Below are 18,626 nucleotides of genomic sequence, written 5' to 3' on the forward strand. Positions count from 1 at the left end.
CGAACCTGGCGGCCTCCCCCGCCAGGTTTTTTTATTCTTGGAATGTGTATGCGCAACGATGTATTCGCCGTATTACTGCTGGGTGGCGCCAGCTGCCTGCCGGGCCAGGCCCACACCGCGCCAACGCAGGCGAGCGTGCTGGCCGGCTGGGCGCCGTATGTCGAGGCGCGCCTGTGGGAAGCCTACGACGGCATTCCGATTCAACAATTCGAGAGCGACTGGGCGGTCGGCTTCGCGCCGCGCGCCGGGCGCAACGTCATGTTCCAGCGCAACCGGATCGAGGCCGGGGTCGAAAAAGGGCCGTGGCGGCTGGCCTTTGAATTCCGCCAGGAGGCGGCCCTGCGCACCACCGGCGAGACCATGCAACTGGTGCACCGCTACAAGCAGCGCATCAAGCTGGCCACGCCGACCACCTTCGACGTGGACGCCGCGGCCGAGGGCTGGTCGGCCAAGGGCCTGCGCGCCAGCCGCTGGTTCGAGCTGCCCGCCCCGGGCGCGCGGGCGCCGCGCCTGAACCTGGCGCTGGCGCTGTACGGCACCCCGCGGGTGCGCGACAACACCTTGTCGGGCCAGGTCGCCGGCGGTCCCGCCGACGAGTACACCTTCCGGGTGGCGCAGACCGACGTGAACAGCCGCTACCGCTATCCCTTTATGAGCGAGAAGTTCGGCGGCTCGGGCGCCAGCGTGTCCGCCGCGCTGGAGTGGCCGCTCAGCGACGACACGCGCCTGAAGCTGAAGCTGGACGACTTGTGGAGCCGCATGACATGGCGCAACGTGCCGCGGACGCAGCAGAGCGTCGACTCGGCGGTGGCCCACTACGACGAGCAGGGCTATATCAATTACCGCCCGCTACTGAGCGGCCAAAACAGCCAGGTGAGCAAAACCGCGGCCATCCGCCGCTCCGGCGCGGCTGCGCTCGAGTCGCGCTTCGGCGCCTGGGGCGCGGCCTTGCAGATCGAGCGCTACGCCGGCACCACCATCCCAACCGTCACCGGCTCGCACCAGTTCGGCTGGGGCAAGCTCAGCGCCAGCGTCGAAACCCGCTTCCGGACCCTGGGATTGGCCGTTGAACGGGGCGACTTCCATGTCGCGCTGCAGGCCGACCGGCTCAAGCTGAGCGAGGCCAAATCGATCGGGCTGAACCTGGGCTACCGTTACCAGTTTTAAACGGCGGGCGCCGATGCGCGGCGGCCATCGGCCGTCGTTCGCCCCCATTGCACCCAAATACAACAGTTATCAAACATATCAGATTATAATATTTCCATTAAGCATGGAGTATTGTATATTTACACGCCGTTAAATTATTGCAATAAATATCTAATTAAAGAAATCACAATGAAAAAAAATCAAGCCGGCCTGTTGGCCCTGAGCGCGCTATCGCTCGCCCTGACGACATTAAGCGGATGCGGCAGCGGCGGCGGCGAGGCTGCGGCTCCCCCGACCGTTGTAGCAGCCCAGCGCACGCTGCAGGGCACGGCGGCGAAAGGCATTATCAAGGGTGCGCAAGTGCAGGTGTTTGCCATCGACGCGGCCGGCAACAAGGGCGCCCTGCCGATCGCCAGCGGCGTAACGGCCGCGGACGGTAGTTACACCGTGGCATTGCCGGCCGACGTGCTGGTCTTTAGCGTCGAAGTCATCGGTGGCGCCGGCGCGATGATGGCCGACGAGGCCAGCGGCAAGGATGTCGCGCTGCCCGCCGGCTTCAAGTTGCGCAGCGTCGTGAAACTGGCGCAATCGGCGCAAACGAGCGTCACCAGTTCGGTCAGTCCATTGACGGAAATGATCGTCCAGGCCGCCGAAAAAGCCGGCGGCCTCTCCGCCGACAACATCGATAACGCCAAGCGCGGCTTCGCGGCGGCCTTTGGTTTCGATGCGGAACAGGTCAAGCCGGTCAATTCCAACAGTGCCGCCGCGGCAAGCGCGTCGGAAACGGAAAAACTGCAAAGCCTGCTGCTGGCGGCGATCTCCAAAATGGCCCTGGACGGCAAGCTCGGCTGCTCCGCCGCCGAACTGAGCGAGCGCCTCGCCTGTGTCGCCAAAGGCATTGGCGCGCTCGGCACGCTCAAGAACGGCAAGCTGGAACTGGACGCCAACATTCAAGCCGATCTGCGCCAGGCTTTGACCAATGTCGCCGGCGACGACACCATCAACCAGACCGGCAACGCCTCGGCCAACGGCTTGCCGTCGTTCCCGCCGGTCACGCCGGTGCCGCCGGTTACGCCGGTTACGCCGGTGCCACCGGTACCGCCGGTCACACCTCTGCCACCGGTACCGCCAGTCACGCCGCCATCGACGGATGTTCAGCTGGCAAAAAAACTGTTCGCAAGTTTGCGCACCAATGTGAATCTGTTCGGCACCGCGGGCGTTGAATCGGACTTGGAGCTACCCGGCGACGCCATGAAGGCCGATTTCGACAAAGCCATCGCGCCGCTGGATAAAAATATCATCGACTTGTTACAAGTAAGCAGCAAGGGCTTGGATTATCTGCGCGCGTTCAAGGCGGGCGAGGTCTACAGCCCCTATTTCTCGCTGTACGAGCGGAACGGCGGCCACAACACCTACCTCGGTGAGTGCCAAGTCCTCAGCTCGGCCAGCGAACTCTATTACGCGCGGGGGCCGGAGGAAGCCCATCACATCAAGTGCTACACGCCCTACCTATACCTGGCCGGGCTCTGGGATGACTCCGGCTATCATTATCAAACACTTCTCAGATCCATGGCGCTTACACCGGTTCCAGGCTCCAGTACCGCGTATACCTACCGTTCACGGTTGATCAAATTGACCGACTGGCAGGAAAACACCGCAATTCCCCTCGGCAACTATAACAACGCCGACGGTGCCGCCATCGGTACCATCGACTATGCCAAATTTGGCGAGCTCGTCAGCAAACTGTCGGTGTCGGGCCAACTGCCCGCCCGCCATGACGCATCCGGTGTCGCTATCACGGACCACGAATTGTGGGATGTGACGGCCACCCGCAGCGCCGAAGGCGGCGACGTCTACAAATACGCCTTGTCCGGCGAACTCGCTTCTGTCAAGGGCGGCGTCCAGGTCGGCAAAGTCAGTATCAAGCCGGGCTCCTTCGCCCGCATCAAGGAGCATGTGGAGGGCGACAGCGACCGTCGCAACGTCAAGGAAGTGGCGCTCTTGCTGTCGGCCGAATCGGGCGGCAGCAAAGTCGACGGCGCATTGGCCTTGTCCAAGCCGATGGGGGACAAAAACGGCCGGGCTTACCAGCCGACCAGCCTGGCGTTCAGCGGCAGCCTGGCCACCAACAAGGCCGAGTTTTTCAACGGCACCTTGAGCTACGACCTGGCCGGCTACAACAGGTACGACGTGCGGCAAGCCGAATCGGCCAGCAACTTCACCAAGAAAAACGTCACGCTGTCGGGCAAGTTGAGCATGCAGAACCGGCCGCAATTGTCGCTCAGCGTCAGCGCCAACCAGACCGCCTTCCAGCGCAGCAGCGCCGTCGGGCAATACAGCGACGGCAGCGCGACGATCAACGTCAGCGTCAGCGACGCGTCGCCGCGCGTGACCCGGGTCGCCAGCACGGACGGCGTGGCGTTCGAGTACAGCGCCGGCATGCAAACGGTGAATGTCATGAAGGCAAACGCCAAGGTTGCCGTCATCAATGTCGGCACCGGCATCATCAACTACGTCGACGGCGCGTTTGAATCGCTGAAGTAATTCCCCGCAATGCGGGAGGGCGGCCCGGCGCCTAGCGCCGGGCTTTTTTTCGCCCTCTTTTCCACGCCCCGGCCGGGACGCAAGGGCTGTCCATGGACGAAAAAAAACCCGCGCCACGTCGGTGGTGCGGGTTTTTTGTTGCGTCCTGCGCTTTATTCGACTTCGACCGTCTCCGGCGCGCTGGCCGGCGGCGCCGCGTCGGACTCGGGGAACTCCAGCTTGACCTGGTCCTTCTCGTCGAGGTCGACGGTGACCTTGCCGCCGCTGACCAGGCGGCCGAACAGCAGCTCGTCGGCCAGCGCCTTGCGGATCATGTCCTGGATCAGGCGCGCCATCGGCCGCGCGCCCATCAAGGGGTCGAAACCCTTCTTGGCCAGGAATTTGCGCAGCCTCTCGGTGAAGATCGACTCGACTTTCTTCTCGTGCAACTGCTCTTCCAGCTGCATCAGGAACTTGTCGACCACGCGCAGGATGATTTCCTCGTCCAGCGCGCGGAAGCTGATGGTCGCGTCGATGCGGTTGCGGAACTCCGGCGTGAACATGCGCTTGATGTCGGCCATCTCGTCGCCCGCCTCTTTCGAGTTGGTGAAGCCCATCGAGTGCTTCTGCAAGCTTTCCGCGCCGGCGTTGGTGGTCATGATGATGATCACGTTGCGGAAGTCGGCCTTGCGGCCGTTGTTGTCGGTCAGGGTGCCGTGGTCCATCACCTGCAGCAGGATGTTGAAGATGTCCGGATGCGCCTTCTCGATCTCGTCGAGCAGCAGCACCGCGTGCGGCTTCTTGGTGATCGCCTCGGTCAGCAGCCCGCCCTGGTCGAAACCGACATAGCCCGGCGGCGCGCCGATCAGGCGGCTGACCGCGTGGCGCTCCATGTATTCGGACATGTCGAAGCGGATCAGTTCGATGCCGAGGATGAACGCCAGTTGCTTGGCCACCTCGGTCTTGCCGACCCCGGTCGGACCGGAGAACAGGAAGGAGCCGATCGGCTTGTCGGTCTTGCCCAGGCCGGCGCGCGCCATCTTGATGGCCGACGACAGCGCCTCGATGGCCGGTTCCTGGCCGAACACCACGTTGCGCAGGTCGCGGTCGATGGTCTGCAGCTTGCTGCGGTCGTCCTGGTTGACCGTTTGCGGCGGGATGCGGGCGATCTTGGCGATGATGTCCTCGATCTCGGCCTTGCCGATGGTTTTCTTTTGCTTCGACTTGGGCAGGATGCGCTGCGCCGCGCCGGCCTCGTCGATGACGTCGATGGCCTTGTCGGGCAGGTGGCGGTCGTTGATGAAGCGCGCCGCCAGTTCGGCCGCGGTGGTCAGCGCCGACGACGAATACTTGACGCCGTGGTGTTCCTCGAAGCGCGACTTGAGGCCGCGCAGGATCTGCACGGTCTGCTCGACGGTCGGCTCGTTGACGTCGACCTTCTGGAAGCGCCGCGACAGCGCGTGGTCCTTCTCGAACACGCCGCGGAACTCGGTGTAGGTGGTGGCGCCGATGCACTTGAGCTGGCCGTTCGCCAGCGCCGGCTTGAGCAGGTTGGAGGCGTCGAGCGTACCGCCCGAGGCCGAACCGGCGCCGATGATGGTGTGGATCTCGTCAATGAACAGGATGCCGTTCGGGTTGTCCTTCAATTGCTTGAGGACGGCCTTGAGGCGCTGCTCGAAGTCGCCGCGGTACTTGGTGCCGGCCAGCAGCGCGCCCATGTCGAGCGAATAGACGACGGCGTTGGCCAGGATTTCCGGCACTTCGCCCTGCGTCACGCGCCAGGCCAGGCCCTCGGCGATGGCGGTCTTGCCGACGCCGGCCTCGCCGACCAGCAGCGGATTGTTCTTGCGCCGGCGGCACAGGATCTGGATGACCCGGTCGACCTCGTCCTCGCGGCCGATCAGCGGATCGATCTTGCCCTCGGCGGCGGCCTTGTTCAGGTTTTGCGTGAACTGGTCGAGCGGACTTTCCTTCTGCTGGCCGTCGACCGGCGCCTCTTCGACGCCGTCGGAAGCCTTCTGCATGTCGACCTGCTGGTCCTTGCGCACGCCGTGGGAAATGAAATTGACCACGTCCAGGCGCGTCACGCCCTGCTGGTGCAGGTAGTAGACGGCGTGCGAATCCTTCTCGCCGAAGATGGCCACGAGCACGTTGGCGCCCGTCACTTCCTTCTTGCCGTTCGACGCCGACTGCACGTGCATGATGGCGCGCTGGATCACGCGCTGGAAACCCAGCGTCGGCTGGGTATCGACCTCGCCCGTGCCGGGCACGGTCGGGGTGTTGTCGCCGATGAAATTGGTGAGGGTTTTGCGTAGGTCTTCGATGTTGACCGCGCACGCACGCAACACTTCGGCCGCCGATGGATTATCCAGCAGCGCAAGCAGTAAATGCTCGACCGTGATGAATTCGTGCCGTGCCTGCCTCGCCTCGACAAACGCCATGTGCAAACTTACTTCTAATTCCTGCGCAATCATACTTCCTCCATCACGCACTGCAGGGGATGCCCCGCCTTGCGCGCATGCGTTAAAACGAACTCCACTTTGGTACACGCTATATCTTTAGAGAACACGCCGCACACTCCTTTGCCGTAGCGATGCACGCTGAGCATGATTTGCGTCGCCGTCTCGCGATCTTTGTTGAAGTACTCCTGGATGACCGCCACCACGAACTCCATCGGCGTGTAGTCATCGTTGAGCAGGGCCACCTGGTACAGGGGCGGCGGTTTCAGCGTCTGCCGCTCCAGCAGGGTTTCGGTGTCATGCTTGGTTGCCATACGCTTATTCTAATGCTTTCAGGGTGGATGCAAAGCGCAAAATCAGCGCCATTCCGATAGTTTTTAATCTTACGCGCTTTCTCGACTCTGCGCAGATGGCGACACCATCTATAAAATCAAGAGTTGCGTTTCAGCATGTTGTGAAAAAATTAGCAAAGATGCGAGAAAAGCGCTTGACTTCAACTTTTTTTCCGCCAACAATGCGTTATCGACTAGTGCAGAAATGTACAGGTTGGTAAGAAGTGAGGCGTCGAGGAGGGGGCAAAAAGCTTCTTGCTTTTATGGCTCGTGTGATTTGTTTTTATTTGAAAGTTCTTTTTATGGCAACAGGTACAGTTAAGTGGTTCAATGATTCCAAAGGTTTTGGCTTCATCACCCCAGATGATGGCGGCGAAGATTTGTTTGCTCATTTCTCCGCAATCAACATGAACGGTTTCAAGACCCTCAAAGAAGGTCAAAAAGTTCAGTTCGAAGTCACGCAAGGCCCTAAAGGCAAGCAAGCTTCCAACATCCAGGCAGCCTGATTTTTTATCAGCTCCAGGACGTGAAAAACCCCGCATGCGGGGTTTTTTTTCGTCCCTGCAAACCAGGCGGCGCCTTACATGTGCTCGACCATGACGTCGCCGAAACCGGAGCACGACACCTGGGTCGCGTCTTCCATCAGGCGGGCGAAATCGTAGGTGACGCGCTTGCAGGCGATCGACTTCTGCATCGACGAGATGATCAGGTCGGCCGCTTCCAGCCAGCCCATGTGGCGCAGCATCATTTCGGCCGACAGGATCAGCGAACCCGGGTTCACATAGTCCTTGCCGGCGTACTTCGGCGCGGTGCCGTGGGTCGCCTCGAACATCGCCACCGAGTCGGACAGGTTGGCGCCCGGCGCGATGCCGATGCCGCCGACCTGCGCCGCCAGGGCGTCGGAGATATAGTCGCCGTTCAAGTTCAGCGTGGCGATGACGCTGTACTCGGCCGGGCGCAACAGGATCTGTTGCAGGAAGGCGTCGGCGATCGAATCCTTGACGACGATGTCCTTGCCGGTCTTCGGGTTCTTGAACTTGCACCATGGCCCGCCGTCGACCAGCTCGGCGCCGAATTCCTTCTGCGCCAGCGCGTACGCCCAGTCGCGGAAGCCGCCTTCGGTGTACTTCATGATGTTGCCCTTGTGGACGATCGTCACCGACGGCTTGTCGTTGTCGACCGCGTACTGCAGCGCCTTGCGCACCAGGCGCTCGGTACCCTCGATCGAGACCGGCTTGATGCCCAGGCCGGAGGTTTCCGGGAAGCGGATCTTGGTGACGCCCATTTCCTTGATCAGGAAGTCCATCAGCTTCTTGGCGCCTTCCGAACCCTGCTGGTATTCGATACCGGCGTAGATGTCTTCGGAATTCTCGCGGAAGATCACCATATCGGTTTTTTCCGGCTCTTTCACCGGCGAAGGCACGCCCGTGAAGTAGCGCACCGGGCGCAGGCAGACGTACAGGTCGAGCTGCTGGCGCAGGGCGACGTTGAGCGAACGGATGCCGCCGCCAACCGGGGTCGTCAACGGCCCCTTGATCGAGACGACGTAGTCTTGCAGCACTTGCAGCGTTTCCTCCGGCAGCCACACGTCGGGACCGTAGACGTTGGTCGACTTTTCGCCGGCGTAGATTTCCATCCAGCTAATTTTGCGCTCGCCGCCGTAGGCCTTGGCCACCGCCGCGTCGACCACTTTGATCATGACGGGGCTGATATCGACGCCCGTGCCATCGCCTTCGATGTAGGGAATGATGGGATTGTGCGGTACATTCAGCGAAAAATCGGCGTTGACGGTGATTTTTTTGCCGTCAGCGGGTACAGTGATATGTTGATACATCGTGATCTCCGAAGTGTGCGCTGCAAGCGGTCGGTGACGGCGCTTGGTGACGCGATCTGCAATCTGAATTGTTACAAAAGACTACTTTGCGCTCCCAGTCTTCTATAAGACATAAGACAGGCGTTTCACATTATGCACTAGTATTTTACAAGCCGCCACGACTTTACACAGGCAGGTCCCGCCCTCCCCCATTTTGCACCCGATACCCGCATGCCACTCATACTATTTAATAAGCCCTTCCAAGTGCTGTGCCAGTTCTCCCCCCAGCCGGAGCGCACCACGCTGGCCGACTACCTGAGCATTCCAAACATTTACCCGGCCGGCCGGCTCGACGCCGACAGCGAGGGCCTGATGCTGCTGACCGACGACGGCCGGCTGCAGCACGACATCAGCCACCCCGACCTGAAGCAGCCGAAAACCTACCTGGTGCAGGTCGACGGCGTGCCGGACGCGGCCACGCTGGCGCGCCTGCGCGCGCCGCTGAACCTGGGCGACTTCACCACCCAGGCGTGCCAGGCGGTGCAGATCGCCGAGCCGGAGTGGCTATGGCCGCGCACGCCGCCTATCCGCAGCCGCCTCGAGCTGCCCACCGCCTGGCTCGCCATCACCATCGAGGAGGGCAAGAACCGCCAAGTGCGGCGCATGACGGCGGCCGTCGGCCTGCCTACGCTGCGCCTGGTGCGCAGCGCGATCGGCGGCTTTACACTGGCCAGCCATCCTTTGATGCCGGGCGAATGGCGCGAGGTGCCGCCGGCGCAACTGCGGGCAAGCTAGCCCGCCTCCCCGGCGGCGGAAATAGTGTATATACGACGCGCTTTTTTTTCAAAAAGATGTCAACCGACAAGCTTTTGCCCGCGTTATTGACACAGATTCATGTGAATCTTGCCGTTCCCCAAACAAGCTAAAGGAATTCAACATGTCCAAAATCATCGCCGCTCTGGTTGCCTCCCTGTTTGCCGCTTCGGCCTTCGCCGCCGCCCCCGCCGCGTCGGTCGCAGCGTCGGCTTCGGCCGCCGCCTCGGCGCCAGCCGCATCGGCTGAAGCACCGGCACCGAAAGCAAAAAAAGTGAAAAAAGCGAAAAAAGCGAAAGCCATGGATTCGGCGTCGGCAAGCTCCGCTTCCGCATCGGCCAAGTAAGCATTTTGGCGTCGAAAAAGGCAGGCTGGTCCTGCCTTTTTTCACGCCCGCTTTTTCCACAGCGGCAAGCCGGCGATGCCGGCCTTGACGCCGGCGCCGCTCCCATGGCTTAATCGCCCTTCCGCCGCCCACTCGACTCCCATGAAAACTCTCCTGGCAATTTTGAGCGCGACCGCGCTGCTGGCCTCGGCCGGCGCAGCGACCGCGCAGAACCAAGCATTCGGCACCGCGCAATTATCGGCCGGCATGCACCTGATCCAGGCCGAAGTGGCCGCCTCCGACGCCCAACGCGAGCAGGGCCTGATGTTCCGCGAGAAAATGGCCAACAACGCCGGCATGGTGTTCGTGTTCACCGGCCCGGCGACCCAATGCATGTGGATGAAGAACACGCTGCTGCCGCTGTCGGTCGCCTTCATCGACGCCGAGGGCAAGATCGTCAACATCGAGGACATGCAGCCGCAGACGCTCGACAGCCACTGCTCGAAAAAAGCCGTGCCGGTGCGCTACGCGCTGGAAATGAACCTGGGCTGGTTCAAGCAAAAGAACATCAAGCCGGGCACCGTCATCGGCAACCTGCCGCGCCTGCGCTAAGCGCGCGTCCAGACGCGAAAAAACCCGCGCGACGCGAGTCGGCGGGTTTTTTTCAGCGTGCCGCGCGCGTTACCAAAACGGCGGCCGGACGGCACGCAAGCCGGGCAACGCCATTCCTGCGAACGACGCGACCCGGCTTGCGAATGTGGCCGCCTGGGCGGCCCCACACAAACGGCGATTAAGCCGACAGTGCTTTCAAAGCGGCTGCCAGACGGCTCTTATGACGAGCCGCCTTGTTTTTGTGGATGATTTTCTTGTCAGCAATACGGTCGATCGTCGACACGGAAGCTTGGAAGATTGCAGCTGCTGCTGCTTTGTCGCCGCCTTGGATCGCTTTACGAACAGCTTTGATCGCTGTGCGCAAGGTCGAACGTTGGGACGAATTGTGTGCGTTCTGCTTAACTGCTTGACGAGCGCGTTTGCGCGCTTGTGCGGTATTTGCCATGGAATTTCCTAAAACAGGGTCAAAGTGCGTTTGCAAACATTAGTGTTTGCCAACCGGTGCGTTCTGTGCGTCTGCCGAACCATGTGTGCCAAACCAGTGCCTGTCAAACATTAGTGTCTGCGTAACAGAATTCTGTACAGCCTTCTATTATAGCGATCTTTTCAATCCGGGGCAAACCTAAAATCAGATTTATAGCCCCGGCGCACGTGAAACCGGCGCAAATCCGCTCTAAAATTCGCCGGCGCGACGACGCGCACTGTTGTGCCGGCTATAATATTGCCCCATGAACTTGCTCAAAACCCTCGCCGCCATCTCCAGCATGACCATGCTGTCCCGTGTCACCGGATTATTGCGTGAAAGCCTGTTCGCCCGGGCCTTTGGCGCCGGCGCCTACACCGACGCCTTCATTGTCGCCTTCCGCATTCCCAACCTGCTGCGCCGCCTGTTCGCCGAGGGCGCCTTTTCGCAAGCGTTCGTGCCGATCCTGTCGGAGTACAAGGCCGAGCACGGCGCGCAGGCCAGCAAGCAACTGGCCGACCATGTCGCCACCACGCTGGTCTGGGCCACGCTGCTGGTGAGCGCGCTGGGCATCGTCGGCGCGCCGGCCTTCGTCTACCTGATCGCCACCGGCCTGGACGACAAACCGGGCGCCTTCGACGCGGCGGTCTGGATGACGCGCCTGATGTTCCCTTATATTAGTTGCATGTCCTTCGTCGCGCTGGCCGGCGGCATCCTCAACACCTGGCGCCAGTTCAAGATACCGGCCTTCACGCCGGTGCTGCTGAACCTGTCCTTCATCGCCGCCTCGCTGCTGCTGGCGCAGCACCTGGCCCAGCCGATCTACGCGATGGCGGTCGCCGTCTTCGTCGGCGGCCTGCTACAGGTGGCCATCCAGATTCCGGCGTTGATGAAAATCGGCATGCTGCCGCGCATCGCGCTCAATCCCGCCATCGGTCTGCGCGACGAGGGCGTCAAACGGGTGCTGAAAAAAATGGGGCCGGCGGTGTTCGCCGTCTCGGCCGCGCAAATCAGCCTGATGATCAACACCGGCATCGCCTCGCGGCTGGTCGAGGGCAGCATTTCCTGGCTGTCCTACGCCGACCGCCTGATGGAATTCCCCACCGCCATGCTGGGCGTCGCGCTGGGGACGATTTTGCTGCCCAGCCTGGCCAAGGCGAACAGCGACGGCGACGGCGACGAATATTCCGCGCTGCTGGACTGGGGCTTGCGCCTGACCTTCCTGCTGGCCCTGCCCGCCGCCGTCGGCATGGCGGCGCTGGCCGAACCCTTGATCGCCACGCTGTTCCATTACGGTCAATTCAGCGCGCTGGCGGTGTCCATGTCGACACAGCCGCTGGTCGCCTACAGCGCCGGGCTGATCGGCATCATTTTGGTCAAGACGCTGGCGCCGGCGTTTTACGCGCGGCAAGACATCCGCACGCCGGTGCGCATCGCGCTGGGCGTGCTGGTGGCGGTCCAGCTGATGAACCTGCTGTTCGTGCCCTACCTGGCCGTGGCCGGCCTGGCCCTGTCGATCGGCCTGGGCGCCTGCCTGAACGCCGCCCTGCTGTACCGCGGCCTGCGCCGGCGCGGCATCTACCAGCCCAAGCCGGGCTGGGGCAAATTCTACCTGCGCCTGGCCGTGGCGCTGTGCGCGATGGGCACGGTGGCCGTGCAGGGCGCCGCCAGGATCGACTGGATCGCCCTGCAGGCCACGCCGCTGCTGCGCGGCGGCGCCCTGTTCCTGATCATCGCCGTGTGCGCGCTGTGCTACTTCGCCACGCTGCTGGCGATGGGCTTCCGCTTCCGCGACTTCAAGCGCAGCACGCGTTAAGGCGTGGCGCGGACGAAAAAAAACCCGCCGAGGCGGGTTTTTTTTCAAGCCAAGCAGCGCTTAAGCCGCTTTTTTGGCTTTGCGACGTGCGGCGAAACCGACCAGGCCCAGGCCTGCCAGCAGCATGCCGTAGGTTTCCGGCTCAGGTACGGCGCTGACGTTCAGCGTGCCGGCGTAGCTACCGTGCACGTTGCCGGTGACGCTGCCGATGACTTCCAGTGCGTAGCTACCGGAGGCGATCGTGGCCGAACCGATGGTCCAGGCGCCGCCGGCGCCGCTACCGCTCAGGACGATGGCGCCCAGCGAGTTCAGCAGGTTGAACCCGGTGATTTTGGCGCCATCGACTCTACCTTGGTTGGCGTAGAAACCGCCGTCCAGCTCAGCGCCGGTACCGATGTTGAACGTGAAATGGTCGACGAAGCTGGTACCCTTGCCGGCGATGTCGTGGCCAAAGTCCGACGAGGAGTCAACCAACGTCAGTGCCTGGGTAAAGGTCGGCACGGCCGCGTGGGCGCTTTGAGCCATGAAACCAGCGCCTGCGACCAACATTGCTGCCAAAACCGACTTAGTATTCATTTTCATATTAGATCCTCGGAAGTAAGGTGCCAAGCACCGGAGTTGAACTAAAAAACACATATTAATACGACATCACAAAAAGAAAAAGTATTATCTTAAGTTTAGTTTGAATTTCTTTTTGACAACATTTTCAATGTCAAAAAAGAATCAGTGTTTTTAAATTCTTAACGGCAATGAAACAGCGAAACAGACCGCTTCAACGCTCTTCGCGCGCGCCTGGCGGCGGCTCCTGCGGCTCTTGTGGCTGCTCCTCTAGGGGTTCCGGCTGTTCGACCGGCTCGGCCGGCTCCGGCGGCAGCTGGTCCACCCTGGCGGCCTGTCGCGGCGTCGGCGCCAAGCCCGCCGGCGACGCCGGCGTGCCCGGCTGTTGTGGCTGTTGTATTTGCGGAACAAGCGACGGTAATGGCGCGGCCGGCACGACAAGCGGCGCCGCGTCGGCCGCCGTGAATTTCCAGTCGGACAAACGGCTCTTGCCGGCGAACTGGGCGAAGCGCGCATCGAAATTGCCGACCTTGACCGGCTTGGCGTTCGACAGGCTGTAGACGCCGATGACGCCGCTGCCGCCGGGCTGGTACAGCAGGCCCCACTCGGCCCTGGCGGTGATCGGGTCGACGTAGAGCTTGCGCAAATGGCGCCGGATACCCGGATAGCGCGGGTCCTTCAGCAAGTCTTTCAGCGCGGCCGGCTGCGTCGGCTGGCCGGCCGGCGTCGCCAGCGCGTAACTGTGCAGGGCGTCGCCGAAGGCGGCGCCGATGTCGAGCAATTCCTGCTCGGCGGCGCTGCGCTGCAGCAGCGCGCCCATTTTCAAGCCGGCCGCCCCCACCAGGCCGATGATGGCGATCAGGATTACCAGCCCCAGGTAGGTGAAGCCTTGTTGGCGGCGCGGCACGGACGGCATCGCCCTACCAGTCGGCGTAGGGTTTGCCGGCGCGGTCGTTGCCCGGCGCGCCGCTGTGGATGTCGTGCACGTTGCCCTTGGCGTCGTCCTGTGGCGCGACCAGTATCCAGGTCGCGGTGCTGTCGGTGATCGGGTCGACCGGCAGCGCGCGCAGGTATTTTTTCTCCACCAGTTGCTCCAGCGAGTCCGGGTAGCGCCCGGTGTCGCCGTAGTACTGGTCGATGGTGGCGCGCAGATTGCGCAGGTTGTCGGCCAGGATGGTTTCCTTGGCCGCGTCGATGCTGGGAAAGTAGCGCGGTACCGCCAGCGTCAGCAGCAGCGCGACGATGGCCAGCACCACCAACAGTTCGATCAGCGTGAAGCCGGTGCCGGCGCGCTCGGTGGTGCTCATTGCGGCGTCTCCTGGTTCGGCCATGCCCTCACCACTGGCGGTAGGGTACATCGTTCAGGCCGGTTTTGCCGGAACTCGAATAGACGTCGTACACGTCCTCGCCCTCGCGCGGCGCGTCGGCCTCGCTAGCGTAACTGCGCTTGCCCCAGGTTTGCGCGTCGCTCAGCGCCGGGTCGGCGTTGAACGGGTCGCGCGGCACGCGGCGCAGGAAAAACACCTTGCTGCGCTTCGGGTTGCGCTGGTCGGCCACGCCCTCGACCAGCAACTCCAGGGACTGCGGATAACCGCTGCCGGCCAGCGTTTTGGCGACGCGGCCCTCGTCGTAGGCGCGCTTGTAGGCGTCGATGCCCTGGCGGATCTCGCGCAGCGAGCGGCGCAGGTCCTGCTCGTTGCGGCGTTGCAGCGTCACCTGCGCGGCCGGCACCACCAGGGTGCCGAGCACGCCGAGGATCGCCAACGTCACCAGCAATTCGATCAGCGTGAAGCCGGCGCCCGGGCCGCGCGCGCGCGCGCGCGTCATCGCGGCGTCGACGGCGCTTGCACCGGCACCGGCTGGCCGGACGACATCGGCGGCGGCGCCGACTGCAGCGGCCGCGGCTGGCTGGCCGACAACGGTATCGCCGTCGTCGCGGCCGCCTCCGGCGCGCCGTCGGCCGGCTCGGCCTGGGCCGGCGGCGGCGGCGCCATCATCGGCGCCACCGGCGCCGTCGGCGCCTGCGGCGGCGCGGCCTGCAACTGCCCCGGCTGGCCCGGCGGGCGCACCATCACCATGCCCGGCAATTGGGTCGGCGCCTTCACGCTCAGGTCGGGGCGGCGGCGGAAGCTGCCCTCGGTGCCGGCGGAAAACTCCGACGCCTGCGCCTCGGGACGCTGGATGTTGCGCACCAGCCGCGGCGTAATCGACAGCACGATTTCGGTTTTCTGGCGGTCGTCCTTGGTGCTGCCGAACAGACGCCCGAGTAGCGGAATGTCGCCGAAGCCGGGCACCTTGCTGCCGGAACTGCGGTCTTCGTTGTTGATCAGCCCCGCCAGCACCTGGTTCTCGCCGTCCTTCAGCTGCAACATGGTGGAGGCCTGGCGCGTGCCGATCTGGTAGGCCACGGTGCCGGTCTTGGTGGTCATCTGGCTGACCAGGTTGCTGACCTCGAGCGAGATGCGGATCGCCACCTCGTTGTTGAGGTAGATGGTCGGCTCGGCGTTCAGCGTCAGACCGACGTCGACGTAGCTGACCGACTCGGAGGCGAAGCCGCCGGTGCCGGGCGAGATGGTGGTGGTGATCACCGGCACCTTGTCGCCGATCAGCACCTTGGCCTTTTCCTTGTTGCGCACGCGGATGCGCGGGTTGGCCAGGATGTTGGTGTCGCCGTCGGTCTTGTTGGCGTTGACCCGGGCGGTCAGGTCGGAAATGCCGATGCTGCGCTGGTTCAGGTTGTTCAAGTCGTTCAGCGTCAGCGTCTGGCCGCCGGAGGTGCTCAGCGGCGACAGGCTGATGCCGGTCGGCCAGGCCACGCCCAACTCCATCAGGCGGCTGCGCTTGATCTCCAGGATCTCGACCTCGAGCATGACCTCCGGCTCGGGGATGTCTTGCAGGTTGACCAGGCGCTCGGCCAGGCGGATCGCCTCGGGGCTGTCGCGCACGATCACCAGGTTGAGCTTTTCGTCGACCACCACGTCGCGCGTCTTCAAGATGGTTTTCAGGGTGTTGGCGATCTGCTTGGCGTCGGCGTTGGCCAGGAAGAAGGTCTTGACCACCATTTCCTGGTATTCCTTGAGCTTGAGCGCGACGTTCGGGTAGATCAGGATGGTGTTGGCGTCCATCACCTGCTGCTCGAGCTGGTTGGTCATCAGCAGGAAGTAGACGGCCGACTCGACCGTGCTGTTCTTCAGGAAGATCGAGGCCTTGGCGTCGGTCTTGACGTCCTTGTCGAAAATGAAGTTCAGGCCGGAGCGGCGCGCGATCACCTCGAACACCTGCTTTAGCGGGGCGTCGCGGAACTCGATCGAGATCGGCTGCTTGAAGGCGCGCGCCAGGCCGGTCTCGGCCAGCGGCTGCGCCGTCTTGTCGCCGATCTCGCGCAGCAGCGCGCGCGCGCCCGCGTGGTCGGGACGCTCGCCGAGGATGGCGCCGAGTTTGCCGCGGGCCGGCTCGTAGAGTTTGTTCTCGACGGCGCCGGCGGCCTCGGCCAGCATCTGTTCGTGCCGCGCCGCCGCCTCGAGGGTGCGTAAACCGGCGCGGCCGCGTTCGTTCTGCGGCTCCAGCGCCAGCACCCGCCGCAGCGCCGCGGCGGCCTGTTCGGGCCGGGCCGGGCCGGCCCGTTCGGCCAGCTCGAGCTGCTGCGCGACGGCGCGCTCGCGCGCGCCCAGGTAGGCCGCCTTGTAGCGGGCGTTGCCCGGCTCGCGCGCCATGGCGTCCTGGAATTTCAGCAGGCCGGCGTCGACCTGGTCCTTGGCGACCAGCTCGTTGCCGTCGCGGTAGGCCAGCTGCGCCGCGCAGCCGCCCAGCGCCAGCAACAGCGCCGCCAGCGCCAGCCGGGCCGGGCGGGCCGGCGCGGCGGCGCGGCCGGCCGGGGACATCGTGGGGTGACTTGACATCAGTCGGGTACTCCAATGTTGAGCTGTTGAACCTGGTTCAACGGCAAATAAGTGAGCGTCATGAACGGCGGCGCGATGTTGTCGACCCGGTACTGGCCGTCGACCACGGTTTTGATGCGCACGACATAGGTTTTGTCGGCGCGCGCCAGGAACACTTCCCAGCTGCCCTCGCCGACGGCCTTGCCGATGACGGTGAACGGTAGCGGCGGCGCGCTCGGCGGCGGCGGCGGCGGCGCCGCCAGCACCACCGGTTTGGGCGGCGGCGGCGTCCAGTCCTGGCTCAGGAAGGGCGCGGCGGCGCCGCCGAATTCGCCGGGCTCGCCGGAATTGCCGACCAGTTCGGCGCGCGGGCGCAGCGCCAGGACCAGCGGTTCGCCGGCGGCTGCTGCTGCTGCTGCTGCGGCGGCGGCGCGACGGCGCGCGGCTGGCGCCGCCGCCGGCGCGGCGCCGCGCACAACCGCCTCGGCCACGCCGGCGTCCGGGCGGTTGTCGCCGAACGCCAGCAACGCGGCGGCGCCGGCCAGCGCCGCCGCCAGCGCCAGTTGGCGCGGCGTCACGGCGCCACCGCCGCGTCCGTATCCTTCAGGTAGAACGTCAGGCGCAGGCGCGCCTCCGGCGCCGGGTCGGCGATCAGCTCGCGCTTGAAGTTGATCTCGTCGAGCGAGGCGAACGGCACCGTCAGCAGCAGCTGCAGGCAGAATTGCCAGATCGCCCGGTACGGCCCCTTCACCGGCAGCAGCACCTGGTAGGTGTGGACGCCGCTGGCGCGCTCGTAAGCGAACTTGTATTCGCCGTGGCTCAGCGTCAGGCCAGCCTTGGCGGCCAGCGCGAACAGCGTGCCGACCTGTTGCTCGGCGTAGCGGCGCTGGCCCAGGTTGTCGTAGAACAGCGCCAGGTTCTGCTTGGCGCTGGCCGGAACGGGCGCCGACGCCAGCGCCGGCGGCGCGGCCCGGACGGCGGCGGCGCTGGCGACGGCGGCGGCGTCGAGCCGGGCCAGCGCGGCGCGCTGCTGCCAGGCCCAGCCCGAGGCCGCCACGCCCAGCAGGCACAGCGCGGCGACGCCGCCGGCGAGCGCTCCGAGGCGGCGCAGGCGCAGGCGCGCGCCCAGCAGCGCGGCGGCGAAGTCAGGCGCCGTCATCGGGCCGCCCAGTGCGCTTCGAGCTGGAAGCGGATCGGTTTGTTCGGGTCTTGTTCATTGATTTCATGGCGGGTCAGCGCGACCCCGGTAAACAACTCCTGGCGCTTGAGTTCTTCGATATAGGCGATCATCTGTTCGCTGGTCTTGGCTTCGGCGCCCAACTTGAGCACGCGCTTGGCGGCGTCCGGTTCCAGCGTCAGCAGCGCCACCGTCGCCGGCGTGGCCGCCGCGACCGCGTCCTGCAGCTCGCGCCACGGCAGGTTCAATTGCAGCACGGCGGCGTTGACGGCGGCCGCGCGCGCCGGCGCGATCAGCGTCGGCGCCGGCGGCGCCGGCCGGCCCAGGCGCGCGCTGCGCCGCGCCAGCGCCTCGGCGTCGGCGAGGCGCGCGCGCCCGGCCTCGCGCGCCTCGAGGCCGGCCAGCGTCGCGCCGACGCACAGCGCCAGCCCGAGCGCGGCGCCGGCCCACAGCGCCGGATGCAGGTGGAACAGCGTGCGGCGCAGGCTGGGCGCGGCGAAATCGATCCGCAGGCGCGTCATCCGCGCACCCCGCAGCCGGCCAGCGCGACGGCCGCCGAACAGGCGGCGGCGCCGCCCGGCGCGGCCGGCTCCAGCAGCGCCACGGCCAGGGCGCCGAAGGGGGAGCGGCGGGCGAAAAACCAGCCCCACACCAGCAGAAGAGCGGCACACCAAGAGCATACAACCGAGTGGGTAAAGAGGAGCAAAAAGA

General features: G+C 64.4%; 20 protein-coding genes. 7 read left to right on the plus strand and 13 right to left on the minus strand.

What is annotated here, in order from left to right:
- Positions 1 to 48 precede the first annotated feature (48 nt).
- Positions 49 to 1,167 (plus strand): hypothetical protein, encoded by a 1,119-nt coding sequence (locus tag ACFDR9_RS08110; protein ID WP_409030678.1) that lies wholly within the window; start codon positions 49 to 51, stop codon positions 1,165 to 1,167.
- 192 nt (positions 1,168 to 1,359) lie between these two features.
- Entirely contained in the window at positions 1,360 to 3,690 is a 2,331-nt protein-coding gene (locus ACFDR9_RS08115; protein ID WP_409030679.1) for a hypothetical protein, read from the plus strand.
- Between the two features lie 152 nt (positions 3,691 to 3,842).
- Here the strand turns inward: ACFDR9_RS08115 and clpA are convergent, their stop codons facing one another.
- Both clpA and clpS read right to left on the minus strand, forming a co-directional pair.
- A complete protein-coding gene (clpA, locus tag ACFDR9_RS08120; protein WP_026132911.1) occupies positions 3,843 to 6,143 on the minus strand; it encodes an ATP-dependent Clp protease ATP-binding subunit ClpA in 2,301 nt (766 codons plus the stop codon).
- Entirely contained in the window at positions 6,140 to 6,442 is a 303-nt protein-coding gene (clpS, locus tag ACFDR9_RS08125) for an ATP-dependent Clp protease adapter ClpS (protein WP_017876854.1), read from the minus strand. The genes clpA and clpS overlap by 4 nt, the downstream gene beginning before the upstream one ends.
- A 320-nt stretch (positions 6,443 to 6,762) precedes the next feature.
- Between clpS and ACFDR9_RS08130 the strand changes: the two genes are divergently transcribed.
- Positions 6,763 to 6,966, plus strand: coding sequence for a cold-shock protein (locus ACFDR9_RS08130; protein WP_010395943.1), 204 nt, complete (start codon positions 6,763 to 6,765; stop codon positions 6,964 to 6,966).
- A gap of 74 nt (positions 6,967 to 7,040) precedes the next feature.
- Here ACFDR9_RS08130 and icd read toward each other — a convergent pair whose 3' ends face one another.
- Entirely contained in the window at positions 7,041 to 8,294 is a 1,254-nt protein-coding gene (gene icd / locus ACFDR9_RS08135) for an NADP-dependent isocitrate dehydrogenase (protein ID WP_409030680.1), read from the minus strand.
- 210 nt (positions 8,295 to 8,504) lie between these two features.
- Between icd and ACFDR9_RS08140 the strand changes: the two genes are divergently transcribed.
- From ACFDR9_RS08140 to ACFDR9_RS08150, 3 genes are all read left to right on the plus strand, one after another.
- A complete protein-coding gene (locus tag ACFDR9_RS08140; protein WP_409030681.1) occupies positions 8,505 to 9,068 on the plus strand; it encodes a pseudouridine synthase in 564 nt (187 codons plus the stop codon).
- A gap of 142 nt (positions 9,069 to 9,210) precedes the next feature.
- A complete protein-coding gene (locus ACFDR9_RS08145) occupies positions 9,211 to 9,432 on the plus strand; it encodes a hypothetical protein (RefSeq protein ID WP_081611843.1) in 222 nt (73 codons plus the stop codon).
- Between the two features lie 141 nt (positions 9,433 to 9,573).
- A complete protein-coding gene (locus tag ACFDR9_RS08150; protein ID WP_409030682.1) occupies positions 9,574 to 10,023 on the plus strand; it encodes a DUF192 domain-containing protein in 450 nt (149 codons plus the stop codon).
- Positions 10,024 to 10,201: 178 nt separating this feature from the next.
- Here ACFDR9_RS08150 and rpsT read toward each other — a convergent pair whose 3' ends face one another.
- Positions 10,202 to 10,468 carry a 30S ribosomal protein S20 gene (gene rpsT, locus ACFDR9_RS08155; protein ID WP_081611844.1) on the minus strand — a complete coding sequence of 89 codons (267 nt, stop codon included), beginning with the start codon at positions 10,466 to 10,468 and terminating at the stop codon, positions 10,202 to 10,204.
- Between the two features lie 283 nt (positions 10,469 to 10,751).
- On the opposite strand from rpsT, the gene murJ reads away from it, so the two are divergent.
- Complete coding sequence (murJ, locus tag ACFDR9_RS08160; RefSeq protein ID WP_409030683.1) at positions 10,752 to 12,302, plus strand: murein biosynthesis integral membrane protein MurJ; 1,551 nt, start codon at positions 10,752 to 10,754, stop codon at positions 12,300 to 12,302.
- Between the two features lie 60 nt (positions 12,303 to 12,362).
- Here the strand turns inward: murJ and ACFDR9_RS08165 are convergent, their stop codons facing one another.
- The 9 genes from ACFDR9_RS08165 to ACFDR9_RS08205 form a co-directional block, all read right to left on the minus strand.
- Positions 12,363 to 12,938 (minus strand): FxDxF family PEP-CTERM protein, encoded by a 576-nt coding sequence (locus ACFDR9_RS08165; protein ID WP_409030684.1) that lies wholly within the window; start codon positions 12,936 to 12,938, stop codon positions 12,363 to 12,365.
- Positions 12,939 to 13,074: 136 nt separating this feature from the next.
- The gene (locus ACFDR9_RS08170; protein WP_409030685.1) at positions 13,075 to 13,776 is read right to left on the minus strand and encodes a type II secretion system protein; all 702 of its coding nucleotides are present in this window, start codon (positions 13,774 to 13,776) and stop codon (positions 13,075 to 13,077) included.
- Positions 13,777 to 13,780: 4 nt separating this feature from the next.
- Positions 13,781 to 14,167 (minus strand): type II secretion system protein, encoded by a 387-nt coding sequence (locus ACFDR9_RS08175; protein ID WP_409030686.1) that lies wholly within the window; start codon positions 14,165 to 14,167, stop codon positions 13,781 to 13,783.
- 28 nt (positions 14,168 to 14,195) lie between these two features.
- Entirely contained in the window at positions 14,196 to 14,687 is a 492-nt protein-coding gene (locus tag ACFDR9_RS08180) for a type II secretion system protein (protein ID WP_409030687.1), read from the minus strand.
- Positions 14,684 to 16,759 (minus strand): secretin N-terminal domain-containing protein, encoded by a 2,076-nt coding sequence (locus ACFDR9_RS08185; RefSeq protein ID WP_409030688.1) that lies wholly within the window; start codon positions 16,757 to 16,759, stop codon positions 14,684 to 14,686. The genes ACFDR9_RS08180 and ACFDR9_RS08185 overlap by 4 nt, the downstream gene beginning before the upstream one ends.
- Positions 16,759 to 17,316, minus strand: coding sequence for a hypothetical protein (locus ACFDR9_RS08190; RefSeq protein ID WP_409030689.1), 558 nt, complete (start codon positions 17,314 to 17,316; stop codon positions 16,759 to 16,761). The genes ACFDR9_RS08185 and ACFDR9_RS08190 overlap by 1 nt, the downstream gene beginning before the upstream one ends.
- A complete protein-coding gene (locus ACFDR9_RS08195; RefSeq protein ID WP_409030690.1) occupies positions 17,313 to 17,897 on the minus strand; it encodes a hypothetical protein in 585 nt (194 codons plus the stop codon). The genes ACFDR9_RS08190 and ACFDR9_RS08195 overlap by 4 nt, the downstream gene beginning before the upstream one ends.
- Positions 17,894 to 18,436, minus strand: a complete 543-nt coding sequence (locus ACFDR9_RS08200; RefSeq protein WP_017876866.1) for a PilN domain-containing protein — start codon at positions 18,434 to 18,436, stop codon at positions 17,894 to 17,896. Before ACFDR9_RS08200 ends, ACFDR9_RS08195 begins: the two co-directional genes overlap by 4 nt.
- Positions 18,433 to 18,626 (minus strand): hypothetical protein (locus tag ACFDR9_RS08205; RefSeq protein ID WP_409030691.1); only part of this gene is annotated, 194 nt, incomplete at its 5' end. The genes ACFDR9_RS08200 and ACFDR9_RS08205, both read right to left, overlap by 4 nt.

It is taken from the genome of Janthinobacterium sp. CG_23.3, assembly GCF_046115965.1.
Classification (GTDB): domain Bacteria; phylum Pseudomonadota; class Gammaproteobacteria; order Burkholderiales; family Burkholderiaceae_D; genus Janthinobacterium.